The organism is Cellulomonas sp. SG140 (genome assembly GCF_025770785.1).
GTDB lineage: Bacteria > Actinomycetota > Actinomycetes > Actinomycetales > Cellulomonadaceae > Cellulomonas.
In genome coordinates this window covers 78,890-102,213 of the sequence record NZ_JANZLA010000011.1, presented here as the reverse complement: position 1 = coordinate 102,213, position 23,324 = coordinate 78,890, and the positions used below count along the sequence as shown (strand labels likewise).

Genomic DNA, 23,324 nt, shown 5'->3' with positions numbered 1-23,324 from the left:
CCGGGCGGCGGCCCGCGCCCCCGCGGCGAACCCCGCGGCGAAGCCGGCCGCGTGCGCGCCGTCGCCGGACCGCTGCGTGGGCACCCCGGCGCTCCCCGGCGCGTCCAGCGCGGGGAAGGCGACGGCGACGACGTCGGAGTCAGGCAACGTACTCGTCCTCGGCGTCGCGCCGGATGGTGATCTGCCCGCTCTCCTCGAGGCGGCGGATCACCTGCACGATGCCCGCGCGGGCGTCCTCGACCTGGGACATGCGGACCGGGCCGAGCAGCTCGATCTCCTCGAGCAGGTTCTCGCGCGCCCGCTCGGACAGGTTGCGCAGCACCGTGTCACGCACCTCGGGGCCGGAGCCCTTGAGCGCCAGGGCGAGCGCCGGCACCTCGACGCCGCGCAGCACCAGCTGCATGGCGCGGTCCTCGAGCAGCACGATGTCCGCGAACACGAACATCCGGCTGCGGACCTCCTCGGCCAGCGCCTCGTCGCGCGCCGCGAGCCCCTCGAGGATCGCCTTCTCGGTGCCCGGGTCGGCCCGGTTGATGATCTCGACCAGCGGCTGCACGCCGCCGACCGCCGCCAGCTCCCGCGGCGCCAGCACGGCGGACGCCTTGCGCTGCAAGCTCTCGGCCACCACGGCGACCACGTCCGGGGAGGCCCGCTCCATCAGGGCGATCCGGTGCGCGACGTCCGCCTGCTCGGCGCCGGGCAGGCCGGCGAGGATCGCGGACGCGTGCTCCGGACGCAGGTGCGCCAGCACCAGGGCGACGGTCTGCGGGTGCTCGCCGGACAGCAGCGACACCACCTGCCGGGCGTCGGCCTGCTGCAGGAACTCGAACGGCTGACCCGCCAGCGTCGTCTGCAGCCGCTCCATCATCCCGGCGGCGCGCTCGGTGCCGAGGGACGCCTCGAGCAGCCGCTGGGCGAGCCCCATGCCGCCGCCGAACGACGGCCCGGTGTTGGTCGCCTCCCAGAACTCGTCGAGCACCTCGCCGGCGACCTCGGGGTCGATCCGCTCCAGGTGCAGGATCTCGGCGGTCAGCTCCTCGATCTCCTGCTCGGTGAGCTGGGACAGCACCCGGGCGGCACGGTCCTTGCCCAGCTGGAGCAGCAGCGTGGCGGCCTTCTGCGGCCCGGTCAGCCCGAGGCTCATCGCCGCCGCCCGGAGGACGGTGCGGCCAGCCAGCCGCGCAGCAGCTCGGCGACCTCGGCGGGCTGCTCGTCCGCCATCGCCTCGACCTCTTCACGGCGCACGGCGCGCGGGTCCGGCAGCAGGGGCGACGGGCCGGGCGGCAGCACCGGGTGCAGGGCGGCCCCGTCGATGCCGTCGGGCAGGTCGAAGCCCTCGTCCACCGCGGTGAGCGACCCGAGGTCGAGCGCCTCGCGACGGGCCCGGCGGGACCGGCGCATGCCCAGCACGATCAGGAAGACCACCAGCAGCAGCACGGCGCCGGCGATCGCGGCCTGCTTGATCATCGACTGCTTCTTCTCGGCCGCCGTCGCCGCGTCCGCCTTGGCCAGGGCCGTGGCGGCGTTCTGCGCGGACGTGGTGTCGAAGGCCATCCGCTGCACCGAGATGGTGTCGCCGCGGGTGGGGTCGATGCCGGCGGCGGCCGAGATCGCCTGGGTCAGCGCCGTCATGTCCAGCGCGCCGCCCGCCTTCGCGTCGACGGCCACCGACACCGACTGCCGCTGCACGCCGCCCGGCGGGGTGGTGACCACCTGGGTGCTCTTGTTCACCGAGTTGGTCACGTCGGTGCTGGTGGAGGTGTAGCTGCCGGTGCCGCTGGTGCTCGAGCCGGACGGCACGGCGATGTTGTCGGGGCCGAGCACGCCGGCCGCACCGGCACCGCCGGCGCCGCTGTACTGCTCCGTCTTGGTGGACGACGCCAGCGGCGGGGTGGTCGGCGTGGCGGAGAAGGTCTCCGTGGTGGTCTGGCTGGACGACGTGCCGAGCTGCGCGGTCACGGTCACCGCGGAGTTCCCGGCGCCGACCAGCGGGTCGAGGATCCGCTGCACGGCCTGCTGCACGCGGGCCTCGTAGTCGGTGGTGGCGCCCGACGACATCGGGCCGCTGGTGGTGCCGGTGCCGACGGCGGACAGCACCTTGCCGGACGCGTCGATCACGGCGACGTCGGTGGGCGTCATGCCCTGGATGCCCGCGGACACCAGGTGGACGATCGCCTGCACCTGGTCGTTGCTCAGCGTCGCGCCGGTGCGCGTCCGCACGAACACCGAGGCGGTCGGGTCCTTCTTCTTCTCGACGAAGACGGAGTCGTCCGGGATCGCCAGCTGCACCGTGGCCTGGTCGACGCCGTCGATCGCGCCGACCGTCTTGGCCAGCTCGCCCTCGAGCGCGCGCTGGTAGGTGGTCTTCTGCTGGAACTCCGACGCGGTGACCGGCATCGAGTCGAGCAGCGAGTACCCGGCACCGCTCTTGTTGGCCGGCAGGCCGGCCGCCGCCATCGCGATGCGCTCGGCGTACAGCTTGTCCTGCGGCACCAGGATGGTGGAGCCGCCGTCGGCCAGCTGGTACTTGATCCCCTTGGAGCCGAGCTGGTCGACGATCGCGCTGGCGTCCGCGCCGGACAGACCGCTGAACAGCGGGCCCATCGTCGGCTTGGTCAGGTAGCTGGACAGCGCCACGCCACCGAGCACCAGGGCGGCGACGGCCAGCACCGCGAACGTGCGCTGGGCGATCGAGAACTGCCGCACCGCCGCCTGCAGGCGGGCGATGACGGACTGCAGCGGCGCGGGCATCAGGCCTGCATCCGCATGATCTCGTTGAACGCGTCGACCGCCTTGTTGCGGACCGCCGCGGTCAGCTCCATCGCCAGGTTCGCCTCGGACGCGGCGATCGTGTAGTCGTGCACGTCGGTGAGGTCACCGGTGACGGCCTTCACCGACAGGTCCTGGGCCGTGGACTGCAGCTGCTGCAGCCGGTCGACGCCGGACAGCACGTTCGCGAAGCCCGCGCCGGAGGTGGCCGTGGTGCCGGCGGTCGAGCCGGCCGCCGTGGTCGGGGTGACGCCGGCGACGCCCGTCAGGGCGGTCAGGGCAGGGCTCGCGGCGCCGACTGCGCCGATCGCGGAGACGCTCATGGTCACTTCCCGATCTGGAGAGCGGCCTGGTAGGCCTCGGTCGCACGCTCGATCACCGCGGCGTTCGCCTGGTAGCCGCGCTGCGCGATGATCAGCTGGGTCATCTGGCTGGCGGTGTCGATCTCCGGGTACCGCACGTTGCCCTGGGCGTCGGCCAGCGGGTTGCCGGGCTCGTAGACCACCCGACCGGTGGTGTCGCCGGAGAGCACGGCCCCGGCGACGGCGACGCCGCCCTCGCCGCCCATCTCCTGGGCCACCACGTACCGGGCCTGGAACGCCGACTGGGAGGTGCTGGTCGCGTCGTTGACGTTGGCCAGGTTGTCGCTGACCGCGTCGAGCCACTTGCGGTGCACCGTCAGGCCGGAGCCGGCGATGCCGAGGGCGCCGAAGATCGTCATCAGGCGGTCCGCATCGCGGCGCGCACGGCGGACAGCTGGCTGGACACGGCCTGCGACGCGAGCTGGAAGCGCAGGTTGGTGTCGATGTTCAGCACGGTCTCGGTGTCGAGGTTGACGTTGTTGCCGTCGGTGCGGGTCGGCTCGAGCGACCGCGACTCGGTGGCGGCGACCGCACCGGACCCGTTGCTGACGGCCGCGCTCAGCGCCTGCTCGAACGACACCCGTCGGGCCGTGTACCCCGGGGTGTTGATGTTGGCGACGTTGTCCGCGATCGCACGCTGACGCAGGGCGAGCCCGTCCAGCGCACTGTGCAGCGCGACATAGCTCACCGAGTCGAACAGACCCATGGCCGTGCACACCTCATCGACGAGTACGAGAGGCCGATCCGTGGCCAGAGGGTCGAGCGATCCGTGCTCAGCCCTGTCGATCGGCAGGTCGCCGAGGGTGCTGAGAAGTTCTGCAGAAGCCGTCTGATCAGGTGCGATACGTCCGGTTCGGCCTCGCGCGCCTCAGCCGTCGAGGTCGACGTACACCGGCCGCCGCTCGGCGACGGTGCCGAGCACGGCCCGGGTCGCCGCGAGCTGCCGCCGCGACCGCACGACGGCCTCCGAGACGGCCTTCGCCACCTCGAGCTGACGGTCGCGCAGCGTGCGCGCCCGCTCCTCGAGGCTGGCCGGCAGCGGGCCCAGGTCCACGGGCGGCCGCCACGTGCGGACGGCGGGCGCCATGCCGCCCCCGGTGCCGTGCGCGGCGGCGAGCAGCAGCTCCGCCGCGGCGACGTCGAGCTCCAGTGCGTCGAGCGCCTGCTCCCAGGCGTCCGACCACCCGGTGGTCATGCGACGCCGAGCAGCCCGGTGGCCGCGACGGGCTCGGCCGCGGGGCGGTCCGCCCCGGCGAGCGCGTCGGCCGCCTGGTGCCAGGCCTCGGCCAGCGGGGCGACCACGCCGCGGCAGGCCTCGACGCGGGCGGCGTCGCCTGCGGTGCCGGCGGTGAGCAGCTCGTTCAGCAGCCAGCCGTACAGCGACATCAGGCGGTTGCCGCCCTCCCACGCCGAGACGTCCAGCGTGGAGATCAGCTCGCAGACGATGTCCTGGGCGTGCGCCAGGTGGCTGCCGGCGCCGCCACGGTCGCCTGTCTCCAGCGCCGAGGTGGCGCGGTGCAGGTCCAGCAGCAGCCGGTCGTACAGCAGTGTCAGCAGCCGCGCCGGCGAGGCCGTGGCGACGGAGTCCGCCAGGTAGCGGGCGCGCAGGTCGGACATGAGGAGTCCTCCGGTGGTGTCAGTTCGACGAGCTGGACGAGCCGCTGAGCGACCCGAGCTGGCTGGCCAGCCAGCTCGACTGCGACTTGAGGTTGGACAGCGTCACCTCGAGGTTCGAGTACGTCGTCTGCAGACTCTCCCGCCGCAGCTGCAGGGTGACGTCCCACTGGCTGATCTGGTCGCCGAGGTCCTTCACCACGCCCTGCTGGGCGGTGATCTCGGCGGTCAGGGTGCCGCTGGTCGGGTCCGACGTCGACGTGGTCACCGCGGCGACGCGGGCGGCCAGGCCGGAGACGACGTCCTGCACCTTCTGCGGGTCCGCTGCGAGCGCCGCGCTGTAGGCGGCCTGGTCGAAGGCGAAGGTGCCGTCGCGCTGGATCGAGATCCCGATGGTCGACGGGGAGACGCCGTTGACCGGGTAGGACGCGGCCGAGGTCAGCTGCTGCTGCAGCGTGCTGACGGACGAGTCCATGCCGAGGATGCCGGGTGTCACCACGGTGCCGCCCGTGGTCGGGTCTGTCGTGGTCGTGGAGCTGGTCCGGCTGCTGATCTCGCCGAGCACCAGGTTCAGCTGGCTGACCAGGTTGGACCCGAGCGTGCTGAGCGCGGTGGTGTCGCGGCCGAGCGTCAGTGTCACCGGGTTGGTCTCGACGGCGCTGGTGGTGATCGACACCCCGGTCAGGACGTTGCTGAACGTGTTGGTGGTCGACGTGAACGTCTGCGCGGCCGACGTCCCGGGCCACAGGGTCAGCTGGGCGTCCTGCGCGGCGGTGAGCGAGGTGAGCGTCTTCGCCGTCGCGGTCCCGGCGGTCACGTCGGCAGGGGTGCCCTGGTACAGCTGGAACGCGCTGGCGGCACCGGTCTGCTTGGCGGAGAGCTGGAGGCGGTAGCCACCGGTCACCTGGACCGCGACCGCGGACACTCCCGCGTTGGACGCGGTGATCGCGCTCGCCAGGCCGGCGACGCTGGTGATGCCGGTGGTGTCGATCTGGGTGGAGCCGGCGGCGGAGGTCAGGGTCAGGGAGTTGCCGGTGCCGGTGAAGGACGCAACGTCCGTGAAGACGTCGGTCAGCGACACCTGCCGCTGCGCCAGCTTGTCGACGGTGAAGCTGACCTGCGTGGGCGAGGCGCTGGTGGTGGCCGTCGCGGTGACGGAGGTGGCGGACGAGGTCGCGGTCAGGGCGCCCCAGGACGTGGCGGTCGACGCTGCGGTGGCGGCGGTGCCGAGCGAGGCGACCTTGGTGTTCAGGGACTGCAGCGCGGCGACGAACGTCTGGGTGTCGGACTGCTGCGTCTTGAGCAGGGTCTGCGGGCCCGACTCGACCGACATCAGCTGGTTGATCAGGTCGGTCGTGTTCAGGCCGCTGACCAGGCCGTCGATGCCCATGCTGCTGGTCGCCACGAGATCCGTCCTTGCTGTCGGGTACCGGGTTGGTGCTCGGTGGTTCAGACGGCACCGGCGGCGCGGGAAGGAGCCCGTCGCCGCCGGTGCCGGGTGCGGGCGCCGCGGGGGCGCTCGCGTCTGGTGACCGTCAGCCGGTCACCGGGTGGATCACTGGAGCAGCTTGAGAACGCTCTGCGGCAGCTGGTTGGCCTGGGCCAGCATCGAGGTGCCGGCCTGGGACAGGATCTGGGCCCGGGTGAACGAGACCATCTCCGACGCCATGTCGGTGTCGCGGATGCGGGACTCCGACGCGGACAGGTTCTCGACCGCCACGTTGAGGTTCTTCACCGTGTGGTCGAAGCGGTTCTGCACGGCGCCGAGGTTGGCGCGGACCGTGGAGACCGTGCTGATCGCGGTGTCGATGGTCTTGATGGCCATCTGGGCGCCCGTCGCGGCGGTGAACGACACCGTCGCGTTCGCCAGGTCCTGCGCCGTCGCACCGGCGGCCGCGGCGGTACCCGTGAAGGTCAGGCCGGTGGCCGTCGCCGCGACGGTGACCTTGCCGGTGCCGAAGGTCGCGTTCGCGGCGTTCTGCAGCGCCGTCACCTTGTCGGACACCGCAGCGCCCGAGGCGACGTCGACCGTGCCGAGGTCCAGGCTGTTGCCGTTGAAGGAGATCGAGCCGTTCAGCTTCGAGCCCCAGTTGGCGAGCGCGGTGTAGTCCTTGCTGCCGTCCACCGTGGCGACCGACGCGGTGCCCACCGCGGCGGCGGTCGTGGTCGAGCCGGTGAGGGCACCGGCACCGGCGGCGGCGGTCACGTCGACGCCGTCGACCTTGAGGCCGGCCGCGCCCATCGCCTGTCCCACCTGGACCGTGATGGTCTCGCCCTGGTTGGCCCCGACCTGGAAGACGCCCTTGTAGGAGCCGTCCAGCAGCTTGGTGCCGTTGAACTGCGTGGTGTTCGCGATGCGGCTCAGCTCGGACTTGAGCTGGGTCATCTCGGACTGGATGTTGCCCTTGGCGTCGGCGGACAGGCCACCGTCGTTCGAGGCCTGCACGGACAGGTCGCGCATGCGCTGCAGGATCGAGGTCGACTCGTTCAGCGCACCTTCAGCGGTCTGGACCACCGAGGTGCCGTCCTGGGCGTTGCGGACGGCGACCTTGAGGCCACCGATCTGCGAGCGCAGGCCCTCGGAGATGGCCAGGCCGGCCGCGTCGTCGGCGGCACGGTTGATGCGGAAGCCGCTGGACAGCTTCTCCAGGGACTTGGACAGGTCGTTCTGGGTGTTCGCCAGGTTGTGGTACGCGTTGACCGCGGCGATGTTCTGGTTGATCGAGAGACCCATCGTTCTCTTCCTCCTGAGTTCGGGTCGGGCGGCCCATCCGTGGGCACACCCCGTTCATCGCCACCGGTGGCGCTGGTCTGAGGAGTTCTGCGCGGACTTTTCGTCGCGGTGCGCAGATCGCCTCGGCGCAGGCGTCAGGCGCCGAGCGCCCGGCTTGCGAAGGCCGTCGGCATCGCGCTGCCGGTCCGCGGCGAGGGCACGTGCGCGCCGTACACGCTGGCCGGCATCGCGGCACGCGCCGCGACCGCGGCGAAGTACGCCTGCCGGCGCCGCTCGGCGACGCCGCCGGGACGTTCGCCGCCGCGCACCAGCCCGGGGTTCATCGAGGCGTTCATGCCGTCGCGCAGCAGCCCCAGGGCTTCGGTGCGCAGCTGGCTGATCCGCGACTGGGTGACGCCGAGCTCGTCGGCGAGGTCGGCGATCGACCGGTCCTCCAGGTACAGGCCGCTGACCACGGCGCGCAGCCGCTCCGGCAGCACCTCGACCGCCGCACGCAGCCAGTGCCGCTGCTCGGCGGCCAGCACCTGCTCCTCGGGGGTCGCGTCGTCGTCGGCGATGGAGTCGGCGATCGGCGTCTCGGAGGCGTCGATGGACAGCACGCGCCGCTCGGCGTCGTGCCGGGCGACGTCCACACCGGCGGCGTCGGTGCCGAGGGCGGAGGCGAGCTCGTCCCGACTGGGCTCGCGGCCCAGCGTGGCGCGCAGGCGCTCGGTCACCTCGGACAGCTCACGGACCCGGCGGCGGGCGGAGCGGCTGGCCCAGTCCATCGAGCGCAGCTCGTCGAGCAGGGCGCCCTTGATGCGCAGCGAGGCGTAACGAGCGAACGGCACCCCGGCCTCGGGGTCGAAGCTGCGGGCGGCGAGGACCAGGGCGAGCGAACCGGCGGAGGCCAGCTCGTCGCGCGTCACCGACGGCGGGACGCGGTGCAGCAGCTCGGTGACGTGGTAGCCGACCAACGCGAGGTTGTTCACCACCAGCTCGTCGTGCGCGTTCATGGGAGAAAGGTCGTCGCTCCCACGGGGGGACTTGAACGGTTTCCCCGCAGCGGCGAGGAACGCCCGAAGGGGTCATTGCGTCGGGCGTGCAACAAATCCGGACGTATGGTTCCGCGGAAATTCGGACGTTCTCCGTCAGATCGCTCCACTTCCCCGGAAGCGTGTGACCGACGTCACATCGCCGATTCCTACGACGTTGCACACCCGTCTCACATGCTGGTCATCGTCGCTCTGGGGCTACCGCTCGGTATGCAGGTCAACGTCGGATTGGGCCGTTCGGGTCAGATCCCGGCGGTACCGGCCGATACCTACGGCAGAGTTCACCGCGGCTTCACCCGCCGACCACCGGACCGCGCACGAGAGGAGGGCAGAGAGATGTCGTTGACCCAGCTGTCCGACGTCCTCTGGCAGGAACGTCACCTGCTGGACCTGCTCCTGTTCAAGCTCGAGGAGGAGCAGCTGGTGCTGAGCAGCGGCCGCACCCGCTGGCTCGCCAACGCCACGCGCGAGGTGGAGGCGGTGCTGGATGAGATCCGCTCCGCCGAGATCGCCCGTGCGGTCGCCGCCGACTCCGCCGCCCGCGAGCTCGGGCTCAGCGCCGACGCCGGCCTGCGTGCGCTCGCCGACGCCGCACCGGAGCCGTGGGACGAGCTGCTGCGCGCCCACCACGAGGCGTTCTTGTCCCTCACCGGCGAGATCAGCCGGCTGGCGGACGACAACCGCGAGCTGCTGGCCATGTCGCACCGCGCCACGCAGGAGACCTTGATGTCCCTGCAGGACTCGGTGCAGACGTACGACGGGTCCGGCCAGGCGGCCGTGCTCGCCGAGCACGGCTCCCGCGTCCTCGACCGGTCGATCTGAGGCGGGGATGGCCAGCACCTTCTCGGGCCTCGGCACCGCCCTGAGCTCCCTGATCGCCCAGCGGCAGGCGCTCACCGTGGCGGGCCAGAACATCGCCAACGCCAACACCCCCGGCTACACCCGGCAGCGCGTCGACCTCGCCTCGGTGCCCGGCGCCCAGGTGCCGTCGATGTTCGCCACCTCCGACGGCGTCGGCATGGGCACGCAGGTCAGCGGGATCTCCCGGCTGTCCGACCAGTTCCTCGACACCCAGCTGCGCTCGCACACCGGCACCGCCTCCTTCCTGGCCGCTCGCGCGGATGCGTACACCACGCTCGAGACGAGCCTCGGCGAGCCGTCGACCACCGGCCTGTCCTCCCAGCTGTCGACGTTCTGGGCCGGCTGGCACGACGTGGCCAACTCCCCCGACGACGCCGCCGCCCGCACGGTGCTGCTCGACGACGCGCGGCAGGTGACCGAGACGCTGCACGCCCGGTACGGCGACCTGCAGACGCAGTGGCAGCAGGCGCGCACCACCGCCGGCACCCTGGTGGACCAGACCAACACGCTCGCGTCGAACGTCGCGGACCTGAACAAGCGCATCCTCGACATCACCAACTCCGGCGGCAGCGCCAACGAGCTGGCCGACCAGCGCGACCAGCTGGTCACGCAGCTGTCCGGCCTGGTGGGCGCCACGGCGCGGCAGCGGGCCGACGGCCAGCTCGACGTCATGGTGGGCGGCAACATGCTGGTGTCCGGCGACCACGTGCGGCAGCTCGCCGTCAGCGGCCCGGCAGCGTTCTCCGGTGCGACCGGTGACCCCTCGGCCGTCCCGCCGGTGGTCGCGGCCGCCGTCCGGGTCGTGTGGGCCGACGCCCCGACGCAGGACGCGGCGCTGTCCGGCGGCCGGGTCGCCGGCCTGCTGACCGTGCTGGCCCCGCCGGACGCGTCCGGCACCGGCGGCATGCTGACCGAGGCCGCCGCGAGCCTGGACTCGGTGGCGCAGGCCCTCGCCGACGGGGTCAACGCCCTGCACCAGCAGGGTCAGACCGTCGCCCAGGCCAGCGCCGGCTCCACCGCCCCTGGCGGCACCAACTTCTTCACCATCAGCGGCGGGTCCGCGGCCGCCGGCATCTCCGTCGCGCTGAGCACCCCCGACCAGATCGCCGTCGCGGCACCCGGCAGCGGGCCGCTCGACGGCTCCGTCGGGCAGAAGATCGCCGCGCTCGCCGACAGCTCGACCGGTCCCGGTGCCGTGTGGGCCGCCGCCGTGGCGCAGGTCGGCAGCATGTCGGCGTCGGCCTCGTCCCGCAGCGGGGTGGCCGAGCAGGCCCGCGCCTCGGCGGAGACGGCGCAGCAGTCCGGCGCGAGCGTGGACACCGACGAGGAGACCGTCTCGATGCTCGCCTTCCAGCGGGCCTACCAGGGCGCCGCCCGGGTGATCACCGCGATGGACGAGATGCTGGACACCCTGATCAACCGCACCGGAACCGTGGGGAGATGAGCATGCTCGGCCGTGTGACGCAGCAGACGGTGCAGGCCTCGAGCCTGCGCAACCTGCAGTCCAACCTCAGCCGGATGGCCACCCTGCAGGCGCAGATGTCCAGCGGCACCAAGCTCCAGCTGCCGTCGGACGACCCGTCGGCCACCTCGGACGTGATGCGGCTGAACGCCTCGGCCCGCCAGCTCGACCAGTTCGGCCGCAACGCCTCCGACGGCACGTCGTGGCTCACCACCATCGACACCGCCCTGTCGTCCACCACCACCGCGCTGCAGCGCGCCCGGGACCTGACCGTCCAGGGCGGCAACGGCGCCTACGGCCTGACCTCTCGGCAGGCGCTGGCCACCGAGATCGCCGGCATCCGGGACGACCTGCTCAAGCAGGCCAACACCACCTTCCTCGGTCGCACGGTGTTCGCCGGTACCGCCAACACCGGTGCTGCGTACACCGTGGGCACCGACGCCAGCGGCAACCCGACCTACACGTTCAACGGCGTCGCCGGCTCGTCCGTGCAGCGGCAGGTGGGTACGGACACGCAGGTCCGCGTCGACTCCGACGGTGCCGCCGTGTTCGGCAACGGCACCAGCTCGGTGTTCGCCACGCTCGACACGATCGCCAGCACGCTGAACGCCGGCGGCGACCCGACCCAGTACCTGTCCCAGCTGGACGGCCACCTGAACGCCGTGACCAACGAGGCCGCCTCGGTCGGCAGCCGCCAGCGGGTGCTCGACGCCTCGACGGCGGACCTGACCAGCGCGAGCCAGACGGTGAAGACCCAGACCTCCGGCCTGCAGGACATCGACCTGGCCGAGGTGATCATGCAGCTGAAGTCGCAGGAGGTCGCCTACCAGGGCGCTCTCGGCGCCACCGGTCGCGTGCTGCAGCCCACGCTGATGGACTTCCTCAAGTGACCCCCGCCCCCGCGGCGCAGACCGTGACCGTGTCCACCGCGGCCGGCCCCCGCCAGGTCCCCGCCGTGCTGCGGTTCGCCGACCCGCTCCCGGGCCTGCCCGGCCGCACGGAGTACGCCCTCGACGCGCTGGACGACGAGGGTCTGCTGTTCGCGCTGCGCAGCGCGCCCGACGCGGCGGCGCCGCGGGTCCGGCTGTTCGTCGTCAGCCCCGGCCTGTTCTTCCCCGACTACGCGCCGTCCATCCCCACGGACGCGCTGGACGGCGTGCGCGGGCGCCCCGCTGCCGGTCCCGCGCCGGACCCGGTGCTGCTGAGCGTGGTGCACCCGGGTGAGGCGGACGGTGAGCACCCGACGGCCAACCTGCTCGCCCCGCTCGTGGTGAACCCGCACAACGGCCGTGCCGTGCAGACGGTCCTCGACGAGGACCTGCCGCTGCGCGCCCCGCTGGGCTGACCCGAACCCTCACGACGGGCCCTGACCAGCCGATGGACGGGGCATGCCCCTCTCGTCGCCGTCGTCCCCGGTCGCCGTCTACCGACAGCCCGTCGTGGACGCCGACCGCAACGTGCGCGCGTACGCGCTGCGTGCCGCCACCTCCGCCGTCGCGACCGACCCGGTCGCCGAGGACCTGGTCGAGGCGCACTACGCCCAGCTGGACCTGACCGAGCTCGCCGGCGACGCCCCGGTGATCCTCCGGGCGACCGCCCGCATCCTGTCCGGCGCCGTCCCCCTGCCGGTGGCTGCACAAGGCACCTGGCTCGAGCTGACGGCTCGCATGGCCGCCGATCCGGATGCCGCCACGCACGTGGTCACCCTGCGCACCCGGGACGTCCGCACGGTGCTGGGCGACTACGCCGCCACCCCGGGCCAGGACGCGCTGCTGCCCCTGGCGGGCTGGGCCAAGGTGGACGCGACCACGGAGCCGGAGCGGCTGCGCACGCTGGTCGAGCGGGCGCACGCCCTCGGCGGCCAGGTGATCGCCGAGCGCGTGGGCACCGCACGCGACCTGCAGGCGGCCCAGGAGGCGGGCGCCGACCTGCTGCAGGGCCCGATGCTGGTGCGCCGCGAGGAGGCGCAGGCCCGCGAGGGCTCCGCCGGTGAGCTCCAGTGCCTCGAGCTGGTGCGGCTGCTGTCCGTCGAGGACGAGATCAACTTCACCGCGGTGGCGAACATGGTCGCCAGCGACCCCGAGATGTCCGTGCGCGTGCTGCACATGGTCAACTCCTCGGCGTTCGCCCTCGCCCGCACCGTCGACTCCGTCCGCACCGCGGTGGTGCTGATGGGTGCCCGCCGGCTGGCCGCCCTGGCGATGGCCTCGCTGATCGACGCCCGCCCCACGGCCGTCGGGCCCCTGTGGGCCGTCCTGACCCGCGCGCTCGCCTGCCGCGCACTCACGGACGAGACCGGCTACACCGTCGGCCTGCTGTCGGCGGTCAGCGCCCAGCAGAACCTGTCCCTGGCGACCATGGTGCGGCGCACCGGCGTCTCGGCACAGGTCGCCGACGCGCTGCTGAACGGGGCCGGCCGGTACGGATCCGTGCTCGAGGCCGTGGTCGCGTACGAGGCCGACGACCCGCAGGCCGTCATCGCGACCGGCATCGACCCGTTCGCCGTCGCGCACGCCTACCTCGACGCGGTGCCGGCGGCCCTGTCCACCGCGACCGCCCTGTGCGTGGAGCCCGTCTCGGCCTGACGGCACCAGCGGGGCGCCCGGCGCGGGCGGCCGGCCGGGAGGCGGTGCACAGCAACCTCTCAGCGGACTTCAGGCGCACGGCCAGCCCGCCGTGCCAGGCTGCGAACGTCATGCCCGGCCACGGCCGCCGCGACGTCCCGGTCGCGTGGGCGCGGGTCCGGCCGCCGCAACGAAGGGGTGCCCGCGCCGTGAGCTACAACCGGTCCGCCAAGCAGAAGGTGAGCCGCAAGCAGCGGCGCGCGGAGGACCGCGAGCTGGCCCGCCTGGAGCGGGAGCGCCGGGCCGCCCGCGCCCGACGACGCCGCATCGCCCTGCGCGTGGGGGCGGTGAGCACCGTCGTCGTGGTGATCGCCGGTGTGGCCGTCGCGGTGCAGGCGCACGCCCGCGCCCTCCAGGTCGGTCCGCGGAACATGATGAGCGACGGCCTGCTGATCACCGGCGACGGCAGCACCCTCGCCCCCGCGACGAACCCGCCGATCCCGGCCGGCGGCACCCCGACCCCGCACCCGGTCAGCACGGGCTCGGGCGCGCTCGACCTGGTGGTCAGCCTCGACTACGGCGACCCGCGGTCGGCGGCGTTCTGGGCCGCCAACGGCAGCACCATCGAGCAGTGGGTCACGTCCGGGGCCGCCACCCTGGAGATCAGGCCCGTGGCGCTCGCGTCCGGCCGCACGGCGTACACCCCGACCCCGGCGCCCACCCCGACGACCAGCACCCCGGCGGCGCCCTCGGCCACCCCGTCGGCCACGCCCACCCCCATGACGTCGTCCTCCGCCAGCCCGTCGGCCACGCCCACGCCGACCGCGACCCCCAACACCGAGACGACCGCCCAGGACTACGCGCTGCGCGCCGCGAACGCCTTCGCCTGCGTCGCCAGCTACCAGCCGAGCTCGGCCCTGGCCGTCAACGACGCCCTGTTCACGGCGCAGCACACCTTCGGCTCCGCGGGCCTGACCCAGGCGCAGCTCGTCACGCTGGTCAAGAACGCCGGCGTCACGTCCAGCACCGTGAGCTCGTGCATCACCAGCCGCCGCTACGTCGACTGGGCGCAGCAGGCCACCGACCGCTCGGGGGTCACCGGCGTGACGGTCGACGTCGCGGGCCGGCCCTACACCGGCTCGGTCGACGACACCACGGCGTTCTCCACGTTCGTCGCCTCCGTCTACAGCTCGCTCGCCGCCTCGGCGTCGGCCGCCACGGCCACGCCCACGCCGACCCCCGCCCCGACCCAGACGCCCACCCCGACGCCGACGGCCACCCCGGCCGGCTGACCTGCGGCCCGCAGGCGCCCGACCGGTTCACCCCGGCCGTCCGAGGACCGGGGGCCCAGCTCCTCCGTCGACCCCTGTGGCATGATGACTGCGCGCGGACCTCTCGGTCCGCGTACCCGTCGTCGTCGACGGTGTCGACGACGACACCTCCCCGGTCCGCTGTGGTCCGGGGCAGCTCTTCACTCGGATCGTCCGGCACGTACCTGCCGGTGAAGGGATTGGCACAGTCATGGCTACGGTCACTTTCGACCACGCGACCCGGATCTACCCGGGCACCGAGCGTCCCGCGGTGGACTCGCTCGACCTGCACATCGAGGACGGCGAGTTCCTCGTCCTCGTCGGCCCCTCCGGCTGCGGCAAGTCGACCTCCCTGCGCATGCTCGCCGGCCTGGAGGACGTCAACTCGGGCAGCATCTTCATCGGCGACCGCAACGTCACCGACGTGCAGCCCAAGGACCGGGACATCGCGATGGTGTTCCAGAACTACGCGCTGTACCCGCACATGACGGTCGCGGACAACATGGGCTTCGCCCTGAAGATCGCCGGCACCCCCAAGGCGGAGATCCGCACGCGGGTGGAGGAGGCGGCGAAGATCCTCGACCTGACCCAGTACCTCGACCGCAAGCCGAAGGCCCTCTCCGGTGGCCAGCGTCAGCGCGTCGCCATGGGCCGCGCCATCGTCCGCCAGCCGCAGGTGTTCCTCATGGACGAGCCGCTGTCGAACCTCGACGCCAAGCTGCGCGTGCAGACGCGTACGCAGATCGCCGGACTGCAGCGCCGCCTCGGCGTCACCACGGTGTACGTCACGCACGACCAGACCGAGGCCCTGACGATGGGTGACCGGATCGCCGTGCTGAAGGACGGTCTGCTCCAGCAGGTCGGCACCCCGCGCGACATGTACGACCACCCGGCCAACGTCTTCGTCGCCGGCTTCATCGGCTCCCCCGCGATGAACATCGGCACGTTCCCGGTGCTCAACGGCGCCGCCAACCTCGGTGGCTCCCGCGTGACGCTGCCGCGCGAGGCGATCGGCGCCATGACGGACGACGACAAGGGCCACATCACCGTCGGCTTCCGCCCCGAGGACCTCGACGTGGTGCCGGTCGGCACCCCGGACGCCATCCCGGTGTCCGTGAACATCGTCGAGGAGCTCGGCTCGGACGCCTTCGTGTACGGCTCGCTGACGGACGACTTCGGCAACGCCGAGACCATCCACTCCGGTGCCGGCGACGCGCAGGTGATCGTCCGCATCGACCCGCGTGGTGTCCCGGCCAAGGGTGAGAAGATCGCCGTCAAGGTGCGTCCGAACGACCTGCACCTGTTCCACGCCGGTACGGGCGAGCGCTTCTGATCCGCTCCACGTGACGCCCGTGAGGGGCGGGACCGGCACCCGGTCCCGCCCCTCACGTCGTCCCGGAGCAGCTCACGCAGCCGCTCACCTCGCCGGACCGACCCGAACCGACGGGCACCCAGCCCGCCCCAGCCCGCCCAGCCCGCCGAGAGGACCACGATGGCGCAGAGCCTGCAGATCACCGCCGCCTCGGCGGACCCGGCGCTGCTCGACCTGCCGTGGCACATCGCGCTGGAGGACTGGCCGACGTCGGCCCTCGCCGCGCTGCCGCGCGGCATCTCCCGCCACATCGTGCGGTTCGCCCGGCTGTCCGGCCGGGTGATCGCGGTCAAGGAGATCGGCGAGACGGTCGCGTTCCGGGAGTACGAGCTGCTGCGCCAGCTGCGCCGGCTCGACGTGCCGAGCGTGGTGCCGGTCGGCGTGATCACCGGTCGGCACGCCCCGGACGGTGAGCCGCTCGAGGCCGCCCTGATCACCGAGCACCTGCAGTTCGCCCTCCCCTACCGGGCGCTGTTCAGCCAGTCGCTGCGACCGGACACGGCCACGCGCCTCATCGACGCCCTCGCGGTGCTGCTGGTCCGGCTGCACCTGGCCGGCTTCTACTGGGGCGACGTCTCGCTGTCCAACACCCTGTTCCGCCGCGACGCGGAGACGTTCGCGGCGTACCTGGTCGACGCGGAGACGGGCGACCTGCACGAGAAGCTGACCGACGGGCAGCGGTCGTACGACCTGGAGATCGCACGGGTCAACATCATCGGCGAGCTGATGGACCTGCAGGCCGGTGAGTTCCTGGAGGACGAGACCGACGCGGTGGCGATCGGCGACGCGCTGGCGGTCCGCTACGAGGAGCTGTGGCGGGCGCTGACCGAGGTGGAGTCGTTCGGGTTCGGCGACCGGTGGCGCGTGCAGGCCCGCATCGACCGGCTCAACGACCTCGGCTTCGACGTCGACGAGATCGACATCACCACCGACGTCGACGGCACCACGGTGCGCATCCAGCCCAAGGTGGTCGACGCCGGCCACCACTCGCGCCGCCTGATGCGCCTCACCGGCCTCGACGTGCAGGAGAACCAGGCCCGGCGCCTGCTGAACGACCTGGACGAGTACCGCGCGGCCACCGACCGGCAGCGGGAGGACGAGGCCTTCGTCGCCCACGACTGGCTGACCGAGGTGTTCGAACCGGCCGTCCGGGCCGTCCCGCGGGAGCTGCGCGGCAAGCTGGAGCCCGCGCAGGTGTTCCACGAGCTGCTGGACCACCGCTGGTACCTGTCCCAGCAGGAGCACCGCGACGTGCCGATGGAGCAGGCCGTCGCGTCCTACCTGTCGACCATCCTGCCGCTGCGTCCCGACGAGCAGGCGATCCTCGGCGGGCTGCCGGGCGACATCCGCGACGAGACCGGAGCCATCCCCAGCGTGGAGGAGCCCGTCGCCGACTGACGGCGGGGCGTCAGCCGACCGAGCGGGCCTTCGCCACCTCGTACAGGGCGATCCCCGCCGCCACGCCCGCGTTCAGCGACTCGACGGCCGAGGCGATCGGGATCGCCGCCACCGCGTCGCACTGCTCGCGCACCAGCCGCGACAGCCCCTTGCCCTCCGAGCCGACCACCAGCACCAGCGGGTCGCCGGAGAACGGCAGGTCGGCCACCGAGACGTCGCCGTGCCCGTCCAGGCCGACGACGAACACCCCGGCCTGCCGGTACTCGGCGAGGGTGCGGGCGAGGTTGGTCGCGCGCGCCACCGGCACCCGCGCGGCGGCACCGGCGGACACCTTCCAGGCCGCCGCGGTGACGCCGGCGGAGCGGCGCGACGGCACCAGCACGCCGTGCGCGCCGAACGCCCCGGCGCTGCGCAGCACGGCACCGAGGTTGCGCGGGTCGGTGACGCCGTCAAGCGCCACGATCAGCGCGGGCCGGCCGGACCGCTCGGCGGTGTCCAGCAGGTCGTCGGGATCGCCGTACACGTAGGCCGGCACCTGCAGCGCCACGCCCTGGTGCACACCGCCGTCGGTCAGCCGGTCCAGCTCGAGGCGGCTGACCTCGAGGATCGGCATCCGGGCGTCGGCAGCGATCGCGATGATCTCGCGGGTGCGGTCGTCGGCCTCGAGCTTGGCGGCCAGGTAGACCGTCGAGGCGGGCACGCCGGCGCGCAGCGCCTCGAGCACCGAGTTGCGACCGCCGACCACCTCCTTGCCCGGGGTCTGCCGGCCGCGGCCGGACGCGCCGGACCGGCCGGTACCCGGCCGTCCTGCGCCGGGCCGTCCGGTGGACGCCGGGCGTGCCGCGGAACCGGCCCGCTCCTGCGCCACCTTCCGCTTGTGGGCGGCGTGGTAGGGCCGGTCCTCCGCCTTGGGCGTGGGGCCCTTGCCCTCCAGCGCCTTGCGGCCGTGCCCGCCGGTGCCGACGCCGGGGGCCTTCTTCGACCCTGCCTTGCGCGTCGCACCGCGTCGCTGCGAGTTCCCGGCCATCAGCTCTCCTCGTCCCGCGCGGCGAGCGTCCACCGCGCACCGTCCTTCGAGTCCTCCACCACGATGCCGGCGGCGCCGAGGCGGTCCCTGATGGCGTCCGACGTCGCGAAGTCCTTCGCGGCCCGGGCCTGCGCCCGCGCCGCGAGCTCCGCACCGACCAGGGCGTCCAGCGCGCGCGCCTCGCGGTCGTCCGACCGGACCGACCCCCACTGCTCACCGGCCGGGTCCAGGCCGAGCACGTCGAGCATGCCCCGCAGCTCGACCATCGCGACCTGCACCGCCTCGTCGTCACCGCGGGCGAGCGCCGAGTTGCCGGCGCGCAGCACCTCGTGCACCACCGCGAGCGCGGCCGGCACGTTGAGGTCGTCGTCCATCGCCGCGACGAAGTCCGCGGGCAGCTCGGCCGAGGCGACGGCGGCGGCGTCCGCCGCCCCCACCCTCTCTGCCGCCCGTGCCACGAACCCGGCCAGGCGGTCCCACGTGGCGGCGGCCTCCGCCAGGGTGCCGTCCGTCCACTCGAGCATCGAGCGGTACTGCACGGCGGTCAGCGCGTACCGCACCACCGCCGCCGGCGTCTGAGCCAGCACCGCCGAGACCAGCAGCCCGTTGCCGAGCGACTTGCTCATCTTCGCGCCACCCTGCGTGACCCAGCCGTTGTGCAGCCAGTACCGCGCGAACCCGTACCCGGCGGCCCGCGACTGCGCGAGCTCGTTCTCGTGGTGCGGGAACCGCAGGTCCAGGCCACCGCCGTGGATGTCGAACGAGTCGCCCAGGTACCGGCGCGCCATCGCGGAGCACTCCAGGTGCCACCCGGGCCGGCCGCGGCCGAACGGGGTGTCCCACGCGGCGGTGTCCGGCTCACCCGGCTTCGGCGACTTCCACAGGGCGAAGTCGTGCGGGTCGTGCTTGTCGGCGCCGTCGGCCGGCTCGTCGGAGGTCTCGACGATGTCGTCCAGGCGCTGGTTGGTCAGCGCGCCGTAGGCCGGGTAGGACCGGACGTCGAAGTACACGTCGCCGGGACCGGTCCGGTAGGCGTGGCCGGTGTCGACGAGCTGGGTCATCAGCTCCACCATCGCGGGCACGTGGCCGGTGGCGCGCGGCTCGTAGTCCGGCGGCAGCACGCCGAGCGCGTCGTAGGCGGCGGTGAACGCCCGCTCGTTGGCCATCGCCCAGGCCCACCACGGCACCCCGGCGTCGGCCGCCTTGGCCAGGATCTTGTCGTCGATGTCCGTGACGTTGCGGATCATCGTCACCTGGTAGCCGCTGCGCCGCAGCCAGCGCACCAGCACGTCGAACGCGATCGACGACCGCACGTGGCCCACGTGCGGTGGCGCCTGCACGGTGGCGCCGCACAGGTAGATGCCGACCCGGCCTTCGACGAGGGGGACGAAGTCACGCACCGCGCGGGTCGCGGAGTCGAAGAGCCGGAGGGTCACCGGCCAAGGCTACCGGGGCGGCTGCGTGGACCCGCGCCCGCCAGGGGTGCCCAGCACGCCCGCGACCAGCACCACCGCCAGCACCAGCACCGCGGGCACCACGAATCCGGCCCGCAGGGTGAGGACGGACCCCACGGCTCCCACCGCGACCCCGCCGAGCACCACGCCGACGTAGTTGAAGTAGTTCAGCCGTGCGACGACGGCATCGGCGTGCCCGGGCGCCACGTCCCCGGCCGCCGAGAACGCCAGGGGCGGCACCACGCCGAGGCCCAGACCCACCAGGCCGAAGCCGGCCACGACCAGCCACGCGCCGTGCGACAGCATCACCACGAGCAGACCCACGGTGCCCAGCACCGCACCGACCCGCACCACCGCCGCCCGGCCGGCACGGCGGACCCCGAGGTCGCCGACCACCCGGGACAGCAGCGTCGTGCCCAGGTAGGCCGCGTAGCCGAGGGGCTGCACGTGCGTCGGCGCCCCGACGTCCTGCGCCAGGAACAGGGCGCTCCAGGCCGACACCGCCGAGTCGACGATGTAGAACGCCACCACCACCAGCCCGAGCATCACCACGGGCCGCCACGGCACGACCGCGCGCGACCCGGGCACGGCGGTCGCGGCCGACGGCTCCGCGCCGTCCGCCACCGTCCGGGTCGCCGCGGTCTCGTCAGCCGCCGTCCCGGCGGCAACGGTGGCCGCACCCCCGGACCACCACCCGGCGCGTCGCACCAGCACCGCCGCTGCGACGGCGGCCGGCGTGCCGAGCAGGATCACCGCCACCACCGGGTCCGCCGGCCAGCGCGGTGCCAGCGCCGCCACCAGCAGGGCACCGGCGATCCCCCCGAAGGACCACGCCCCGTGGAACCCGGCGAGCAGCGACCGCCCGTACCGGTGCTGGACCGCGACGGCCTGCATGTTCACCGACGCGTCCACCAGCCCCAGGCCGAGGCCGTACAGCAGGAACGCCCCCACCAGCACCGCGAACGACGGGGCCGCCGCGACACCGACCAGGGCGGCCGCGAGCACGCTGAGCCCCGCCACCAGCCCGCCTCGGCTGCCGGCCGCGGAGGCCGCGAGCCGGTCGGCCAGCACCGTGCCGCCGGCCGCCACCAGGCACACGCCGAGGATCACCAGGGTCACCTGCCCCGTGCCGACGCCGTGCCGGCGCTCCAGCACGGGCAGGCTGTTCAGCGCGAGCGCGTAGGACAGCCCCTGGGCGGCGAACGCCGCCGAGACCGCGATGCGCGCCCGACGAGCCGCCACCGGGACGGCGAGGCTGCGCGGCAGCGCGTCCGCCGGCGACGCCATCAGGCGGGCTGGTCGGCGAGCGGCTGCTCGAGGGCGTCCGCGGGAACCTGTGCGGGGCGGATGTGGGAGGCGAGGAACGAGCCGAACACCTCGAGGGCGGACAGCGCCTGGTCGCCGTCGTGGTCGGCGAGCCACGCGAGCGTGATGCCGTCCGTCGCCATCACGACCAGCCGGGCGAGCTGGGCGAGCGGCAGCGTCCACTCGACGTGGGCCGCGCCGGCGACGCTCTCCAGGAAGGTCCGCGCGGCCTCGTGGCTGACGGAGTACTGCTCGGCGGACACCTGCCGCACCTCAGGGTGACGCATCGAGTACGTGGTGAGCTCGAAGCTGAGCAGCTGGGCTCCACGGGTCTGCGCGATGTTCGACCACAGCAGGTGGGTCGCGCCGAGGATGATCTCGGCCGCCTCGCCCTCGGGCGGCATCTGCTGCAGGCCCGTGGTCAGGTTCTGGCGGGTGATGTAGTGCGCCATCGACCGCAGAATCTCGTCCTTGTCGCGGAAGCAGTAGTGCACCACCCCGAGCGAGACACCGGCCTCGGATGCGATGGCGCGCACGGTGGCGGCGTCGATGCCGTCACGGCTCGCGACGCGGATGGCCGCGTCGATCAGCTGCTCGCGCCGCTCGGCGACGGGCAGTCGGTTCATGGGGCCCTCCTTGTACCGGCGCCGCTCGCGGCACCGCAGCGCCGCGACGAGGCGAATAACCAAGGATGACGATAGTCATAAGTACCGCGCACTCCGCACCCACGCGCGAGGCGGTCACCCGCTCGGCCCTGCGGCGACCGGCTCTCAGGCGCCGACGGGCAGCAGCAGCGCCGTGGCGACGGCCGCGACGCCCTCCCCGCGGCCGGTCAGCCCCAGGCCGTCCGTGGTGGTCGCGGAGACCGTGACAGGGCCCCCCGCCGCCGCCGACAGGGCCGCCTGGGCCTCGTCCCGCCGCGACCCCAGACGCGGCCGGTTGCCGATCACCTGCACGGCGACGTTCCCGACGACGAACCCGGCGGCACGCACCCGCCGCGCCGTCTCCGCCAGCAGGGCCGTGCCGGCCGCGCCGGCCCAGGCGGGGTCCGACGTGCCGAACTGCGAGCCCAGGTCACCGAGCCCGGCGGCCGACAGCAGGGCGTCCGCGGCGGCGTGCGCGGCGACGTCGGCGTCGGAGTGGCCCGCCAGCGGCCGTTCCCCCGGCCACTCGAGGCCCGCGAGGTGCAGCACGGCTCCCTCGGCGGGGTCCGGGTCGTAGGCGTGCACGTCCACGCCGATGCCGGTGCGAGGCAGTCGCCCGCCCAGCGGCTCGCCCGTCGTCACGGCGCCACCGCCGCCAGCACCTCGGACAGGTGCAGGTCCCGCGGGGTGGTGATCTTCACGGCCCGCTCGTCCCCGGGCACCATCCACACCGGCAGCCCGAGGGCCTCGACCAGCCCGGCGTCGTCGGACGCCGCGGTCGCCTCGCCCACCGCCCGGTCGGCCCCCGCCTGGTGCGCCCGCACCAGGACGTCGCGGTCGAACCCCTGCGGCGTCTGCACGGCACGCAGCTCCTCCCGCGGGACGGTCGCCAGCACCGGCGCACCCTCGGCGCCGCCGGCACCGACCCGCTTGATCGTGTCCGTGACGGCCAGCCCCGGCACGACCGCGGGGTGCCCTGCCCGTACGGCCTGCACCACCCGCGCGACCAGCTCGGGAGGTGCGAAGGCCCGTGCCGCGTCGTGCACCAGCACCACCGTCGCGTCGTCCGGGACCGCCGCGAGTCCCGCCGCCACGGACGCCTGCCGCGTCGCGCCGCCGGCCACCACCACGAACGACGCCCGCGGACCCAGCCCGGCCCGCAGCAGCGCCTGTGCGGCAGTCACCTCTCCCGCGGGCACCGTGACCACCAGCCGCTCGACACCGGGCCCGTCGGCCGGCCGTGCCGCCAGCAGCGACCGCGCCGCATGCACGACGAGGGCCACCCCCTGCACCGGCACGAAGGCCTTGGGCAGGACGTGGCCCAGTCGGGATCCGCTCCCGGCGGCGGTGAGGATGGCGGCGACCGTCACGGCCGTGCTCCTCGGGCGCTGGTCAGCAGGTCGGTGGCGCGAGG

At 73.5% G+C, this 23,324-nt stretch carries 24 protein-coding genes; 8 read left to right on the top strand and 16 right to left on the bottom strand.

The features are described 5' to 3' along the window. Nucleotides 1–139: 139 nt before the first annotated feature. The 10 genes from fliG to N0B34_RS16980 form a co-directional block, all read right to left on the bottom strand. Entirely contained in the window at nucleotides 140–1,144 is a 1,005-nt protein-coding gene (gene fliG, locus N0B34_RS17025) for a flagellar motor switch protein FliG (RefSeq protein ID WP_263732465.1), read from the bottom strand. After that, nucleotides 1,141–2,751 carry a flagellar basal-body MS-ring/collar protein FliF gene (gene fliF / locus N0B34_RS17020; RefSeq protein ID WP_263732464.1) on the bottom strand — a complete coding sequence of 537 codons (1,611 nt, stop codon included), beginning with the start codon at nucleotides 2,749–2,751 and terminating at the stop codon, nucleotides 1,141–1,143. Before fliF ends, fliG begins: the two co-directional genes overlap by 4 nt. After that, entirely contained in the window at nucleotides 2,751–3,092 is a 342-nt protein-coding gene (fliE, locus tag N0B34_RS17015; protein ID WP_263732463.1) for a flagellar hook-basal body complex protein FliE, read from the bottom strand. Before fliE ends, fliF begins: the two co-directional genes overlap by 1 nt. Nucleotides 3,093–3,094: 2 nt before the next feature. Continuing rightward, nucleotides 3,095–3,490: a flagellar basal body rod protein FlgC gene (locus tag N0B34_RS17010; RefSeq protein ID WP_263732462.1), complete on the bottom strand. Its 396-nt coding sequence runs from the start codon at nucleotides 3,488–3,490 to the stop codon at nucleotides 3,095–3,097. Continuing rightward, nucleotides 3,490–3,837: a flagellar basal body rod protein FlgB gene (locus tag N0B34_RS17005; protein WP_412175766.1), complete on the bottom strand. Its 348-nt coding sequence runs from the start codon at nucleotides 3,835–3,837 to the stop codon at nucleotides 3,490–3,492. The genes N0B34_RS17010 and N0B34_RS17005 overlap by 1 nt, the downstream gene beginning before the upstream one ends. A 162-nt stretch (nucleotides 3,838–3,999) precedes the next feature. Then, entirely contained in the window at nucleotides 4,000–4,326 is a 327-nt protein-coding gene (locus N0B34_RS17000) for a hypothetical protein (RefSeq protein ID WP_263732461.1), read from the bottom strand. Continuing rightward, on the bottom strand, nucleotides 4,323–4,748 hold the full coding sequence (fliS, locus tag N0B34_RS16995; protein WP_263732460.1) for a flagellar export chaperone FliS: 426 nt from the start codon (nucleotides 4,746–4,748) through the stop codon (nucleotides 4,323–4,325). Before fliS ends, N0B34_RS17000 begins: the two co-directional genes overlap by 4 nt. 19 nt (nucleotides 4,749–4,767) lie before the next feature. Further along, nucleotides 4,768–6,150 carry a flagellar filament capping protein FliD gene (gene fliD, locus N0B34_RS16990; RefSeq protein WP_263732459.1) on the bottom strand — a complete coding sequence of 461 codons (1,383 nt, stop codon included), beginning with the start codon at nucleotides 6,148–6,150 and terminating at the stop codon, nucleotides 4,768–4,770. Nucleotides 6,151–6,300: 150 nt separating this feature from the next. Next, nucleotides 6,301–7,479 (bottom strand): flagellin, encoded by a 1,179-nt coding sequence (locus N0B34_RS16985; RefSeq protein ID WP_263732458.1) that lies wholly within the window; start codon nucleotides 7,477–7,479, stop codon nucleotides 6,301–6,303. 134 nt (nucleotides 7,480–7,613) lie between these two features. Beyond that, nucleotides 7,614–8,474 carry a sigma-70 family RNA polymerase sigma factor gene (locus N0B34_RS16980; protein ID WP_263732457.1) on the bottom strand — a complete coding sequence of 287 codons (861 nt, stop codon included), beginning with the start codon at nucleotides 8,472–8,474 and terminating at the stop codon, nucleotides 7,614–7,616. Between the two features lie 375 nt (nucleotides 8,475–8,849). Between N0B34_RS16980 and N0B34_RS16975 the strand changes: the two genes are divergently transcribed. The 8 genes from N0B34_RS16975 to N0B34_RS16940 all read left to right on the top strand — a co-directional run bounded on the left by N0B34_RS16975 (nucleotide 8,850) and on the right by N0B34_RS16940 (nucleotide 17,480). Next, complete coding sequence (locus tag N0B34_RS16975; protein WP_263732456.1) at nucleotides 8,850–9,335, top strand: flagellar protein FlgN; 486 nt, start codon at nucleotides 8,850–8,852, stop codon at nucleotides 9,333–9,335. Nucleotides 9,336–9,342: 7 nt separating this feature from the next. Further along, the gene (gene flgK / locus N0B34_RS16970) at nucleotides 9,343–10,818 is read left to right on the top strand and encodes a flagellar hook-associated protein FlgK (RefSeq protein ID WP_263732455.1); all 1,476 of its coding nucleotides are present in this window, start codon (nucleotides 9,343–9,345) and stop codon (nucleotides 10,816–10,818) included. Beyond that, on the top strand, nucleotides 10,815–11,726 hold the full coding sequence (flgL, locus tag N0B34_RS16965; protein WP_263732454.1) for a flagellar hook-associated protein FlgL: 912 nt from the start codon (nucleotides 10,815–10,817) through the stop codon (nucleotides 11,724–11,726). The genes flgK and flgL overlap by 4 nt, the downstream gene beginning before the upstream one ends. Then, on the top strand, nucleotides 11,723–12,181 hold the full coding sequence (locus N0B34_RS16960) for a flagellar assembly protein FliW (protein WP_263732453.1): 459 nt from the start codon (nucleotides 11,723–11,725) through the stop codon (nucleotides 12,179–12,181). Before flgL ends, N0B34_RS16960 begins: the two co-directional genes overlap by 4 nt. 43 nt (nucleotides 12,182–12,224) lie before the next feature. After that, nucleotides 12,225–13,421 (top strand): EAL and HDOD domain-containing protein, encoded by a 1,197-nt coding sequence (locus tag N0B34_RS16955; RefSeq protein WP_263732452.1) that lies wholly within the window; start codon nucleotides 12,225–12,227, stop codon nucleotides 13,419–13,421. A 188-nt stretch (nucleotides 13,422–13,609) separates the two neighbouring features. Continuing rightward, on the top strand, nucleotides 13,610–14,692 hold the full coding sequence (locus tag N0B34_RS16950; RefSeq protein ID WP_263732451.1) for a DsbA family protein: 1,083 nt from the start codon (nucleotides 13,610–13,612) through the stop codon (nucleotides 14,690–14,692). Between the two features lie 229 nt (nucleotides 14,693–14,921). Continuing rightward, complete coding sequence (locus N0B34_RS16945; protein WP_263732450.1) at nucleotides 14,922–16,043, top strand: ABC transporter ATP-binding protein; 1,122 nt, start codon at nucleotides 14,922–14,924, stop codon at nucleotides 16,041–16,043. A gap of 159 nt (nucleotides 16,044–16,202) precedes the next feature. After that, nucleotides 16,203–17,480, top strand: coding sequence for a DUF4032 domain-containing protein (locus tag N0B34_RS16940; RefSeq protein WP_263732449.1), 1,278 nt, complete (start codon nucleotides 16,203–16,205; stop codon nucleotides 17,478–17,480). Between the two features lie 10 nt (nucleotides 17,481–17,490). Here the strand turns inward: N0B34_RS16940 and rlmB are convergent, their stop codons facing one another. From rlmB to ispD, 6 genes are all read right to left on the bottom strand, one after another. After that, nucleotides 17,491–18,507: a 23S rRNA (guanosine(2251)-2'-O)-methyltransferase RlmB gene (gene rlmB / locus N0B34_RS16935; RefSeq protein ID WP_263732448.1), complete on the bottom strand. Its 1,017-nt coding sequence runs from the start codon at nucleotides 18,505–18,507 to the stop codon at nucleotides 17,491–17,493. Beyond that, nucleotides 18,507–19,943: a cysteine--tRNA ligase gene (gene cysS / locus N0B34_RS16930; RefSeq protein ID WP_263732447.1), complete on the bottom strand. Its 1,437-nt coding sequence runs from the start codon at nucleotides 19,941–19,943 to the stop codon at nucleotides 18,507–18,509. Before cysS ends, rlmB begins: the two co-directional genes overlap by 1 nt. Before the next feature lie 9 nt (nucleotides 19,944–19,952). Next, complete coding sequence (locus N0B34_RS16925; protein ID WP_263732446.1) at nucleotides 19,953–21,248, bottom strand: MFS transporter; 1,296 nt, start codon at nucleotides 21,246–21,248, stop codon at nucleotides 19,953–19,955. Then, on the bottom strand, nucleotides 21,248–21,892 hold the full coding sequence (locus tag N0B34_RS16920; RefSeq protein ID WP_263732445.1) for a TetR/AcrR family transcriptional regulator: 645 nt from the start codon (nucleotides 21,890–21,892) through the stop codon (nucleotides 21,248–21,250). The genes N0B34_RS16925 and N0B34_RS16920 overlap by 1 nt, the downstream gene beginning before the upstream one ends. A gap of 144 nt (nucleotides 21,893–22,036) precedes the next feature. Beyond that, nucleotides 22,037–22,552 (bottom strand): 2-C-methyl-D-erythritol 2,4-cyclodiphosphate synthase, encoded by a 516-nt coding sequence (ispF, locus tag N0B34_RS16915; protein WP_263732444.1) that lies wholly within the window; start codon nucleotides 22,550–22,552, stop codon nucleotides 22,037–22,039. Next, a complete protein-coding gene (gene ispD, locus N0B34_RS16910; protein ID WP_263732443.1) occupies nucleotides 22,549–23,280 on the bottom strand; it encodes a 2-C-methyl-D-erythritol 4-phosphate cytidylyltransferase in 732 nt (243 codons plus the stop codon). Before ispD ends, ispF begins: the two co-directional genes overlap by 4 nt. Nucleotides 23,281–23,324: the final 44 nt, after the last annotated feature.

Bases quoted from the DNA above. Each gene is read 5' to 3' on its own strand.
- N0B34_RS16980 (WP_263732457.1), bottom strand. From the start codon at position 8,474: ATGAACGCGCACGACGAGCTGGTGGTGAACAACCTCGCGTTGGTCGGC.
- fliS (WP_263732460.1), bottom strand. From the start codon at position 4,748: ATGTCCGACCTGCGCGCCCGCTACCTGGCGGACTCCGTCGCCACGGCC.
- N0B34_RS16985 (WP_263732458.1), bottom strand. From the start codon at position 7,479: ATGGGTCTCTCGATCAACCAGAACATCGCCGCGGTCAACGCGTACCAC.
- fliF (WP_263732464.1), bottom strand. From the start codon at position 2,751: ATGCCCGCGCCGCTGCAGTCCGTCATCGCCCGCCTGCAGGCGGCGGTG.
- N0B34_RS16945 (WP_263732450.1), top strand. From the start codon at position 14,922: ATGGCTACGGTCACTTTCGACCACGCGACCCGGATCTACCCGGGCACC.
- flgL (WP_263732454.1), top strand. From the start codon at position 10,815: ATGAGCATGCTCGGCCGTGTGACGCAGCAGACGGTGCAGGCCTCGAGC.
- rlmB (WP_263732448.1), bottom strand. From the start codon at position 18,507: ATGGCCGGGAACTCGCAGCGACGCGGTGCGACGCGCAAGGCAGGGTCG.
- fliG (WP_263732465.1), bottom strand. From the start codon at position 1,144: ATGAGCCTCGGGCTGACCGGGCCGCAGAAGGCCGCCACGCTGCTGCTC.
- N0B34_RS17005 (WP_412175766.1), bottom strand. From the start codon at position 3,837: ATGGGTCTGTTCGACTCGGTGAGCTATGTCGCGCTGCACAGTGCGCTG.
- N0B34_RS17000 (WP_263732461.1), bottom strand. From the start codon at position 4,326: ATGACCACCGGGTGGTCGGACGCCTGGGAGCAGGCGCTCGACGCACTG.
- N0B34_RS16975 (WP_263732456.1), top strand. From the start codon at position 8,850: ATGTCGTTGACCCAGCTGTCCGACGTCCTCTGGCAGGAACGTCACCTG.
- N0B34_RS16955 (WP_263732452.1), top strand. From the start codon at position 12,225: ATGCCCCTCTCGTCGCCGTCGTCCCCGGTCGCCGTCTACCGACAGCCC.
- N0B34_RS16925 (WP_263732446.1), bottom strand. From the start codon at position 21,248: ATGGCGTCGCCGGCGGACGCGCTGCCGCGCAGCCTCGCCGTCCCGGTG.
- N0B34_RS16940 (WP_263732449.1), top strand. From the start codon at position 16,203: ATGGCGCAGAGCCTGCAGATCACCGCCGCCTCGGCGGACCCGGCGCTG.
- N0B34_RS16920 (WP_263732445.1), bottom strand. From the start codon at position 21,892: ATGAACCGACTGCCCGTCGCCGAGCGGCGCGAGCAGCTGATCGACGCG.
- flgK (WP_263732455.1), top strand. From the start codon at position 9,343: ATGGCCAGCACCTTCTCGGGCCTCGGCACCGCCCTGAGCTCCCTGATC.
- N0B34_RS17010 (WP_263732462.1), bottom strand. From the start codon at position 3,490: ATGACGATCTTCGGCGCCCTCGGCATCGCCGGCTCCGGCCTGACGGTG.
- fliE (WP_263732463.1), bottom strand. From the start codon at position 3,092: ATGAGCGTCTCCGCGATCGGCGCAGTCGGCGCCGCGAGCCCTGCCCTG.